Origin of the sequence: Streptomyces klenkii (assembly GCF_003626645.1) — a bacterium.
Classification (GTDB): Bacteria; Actinomycetota; Actinomycetes; order Streptomycetales; family Streptomycetaceae; genus Streptomyces; species Streptomyces klenkii.
The window spans coordinates 1-1,020 of record NZ_RBAM01000223.1; the positions used below are offsets into that span (position 1 = coordinate 1).

General features: G+C 68.6%; 2 protein-coding genes. One reads left to right on the forward strand and one right to left on the reverse strand.

Annotation, left to right across the window (positions count from 1 at the left end):
- On the forward strand, positions 1–231 hold a 231-nt coding region (locus tag D7231_RS37235), incomplete at its 5' end, for a hypothetical protein (RefSeq protein WP_206752014.1).
- Between the two features lie 279 nt (positions 232–510).
- Here D7231_RS37235 and D7231_RS36870 read toward each other — a convergent pair.
- Positions 511–1,020, reverse strand: a 510-nt coding sequence (locus D7231_RS36870) for a hypothetical protein (RefSeq protein WP_120760581.1), incomplete at its 5' end; no start/stop codon positions are given.

Genomic DNA, 1,020 nt, shown 5'->3' on the forward strand with positions numbered 1-1,020 from the left:
CGTGGCGCGCGGATGCTTTCGCCCGTGACGAAGTCCGCCTCACTCACCAACGGCGGATGCGCCGACTGGTCCACTTTTCAGCCGTCGCCGACACTCTTCAGGATCGCCCATCAGGCCATCACGCTGGGCTTGTCGACCTCCCTCGCTGGGCTCAGCCAGTTCGGGGTGCTACGCCGTTGCGCAGGTAACGACGATGTCAGACTCGATGCCCGTGCCATTCGGCAGCAGTAAGGGAGGCTGCTTCCGCCGTGCATACCTCCACGCCCGGACCGATGGGGCACCGGGCGGCCTCGGAGATACGCAGCCCCGCGTCCAGCAAGTCACGGCGGGTAGCCAAGCGCCGGGCCTCGCCTCGCAGGCGCTGGTCCGCCGCCTCGTCCGCGGTGACCACAGTCAGCCGCCTGTCGCGGGAAGCGATCAGCACAGAAGGCTCGCCCAGCATGGTCAGCGCCCGCAGGTGCTCGGGCTTCACAATCACTCATCGCTACCGGACGGCGGTCCCCTCTCCGCTCAGTCCCAGACGCGCACGTCGATGGTCAGCTGTCCGGTCGTGTCGCCCGGTACGGCGGTGTTCCGGATGATCGTGATCAGGGCCTCGAACTCGTCTAGAACGACGCAGAAGCGTTCGCCCGGGTGGAGGCCGTCGAGGGTGCCGTCGCCGTTGGGGCGGGGGGAGGTGAGGCAGCTCTCGCGGGTGGAGGGCGCGTTCTCCGCGAGCCAGGTGACGCTGTCGGGCCAGCCGCGGGTGCTCAGTCCGTCGCCGCCTTCGCTGTCCTTGCCGAACCATTCGAAGTTGCGGGTCTCGCCCCATTCGCCGTCGGTCCTGTCGTGGTCGGGGGCTCGGGAGGCGAGGTCGATCGCCCACCCCTGGTCGAGGTCGTATCGGTACTGGTAGACGTCCTCCGCCTCCCGTACGACCTGGATGGTCGTCTCGGCCGACGCCGAGGTGCCGTCCGTCAGGGCCGCGTGGACCGTGACCGTGTAGGTGCCGGGCTGTTCCCACTCGTGCTGGGTCCTCAT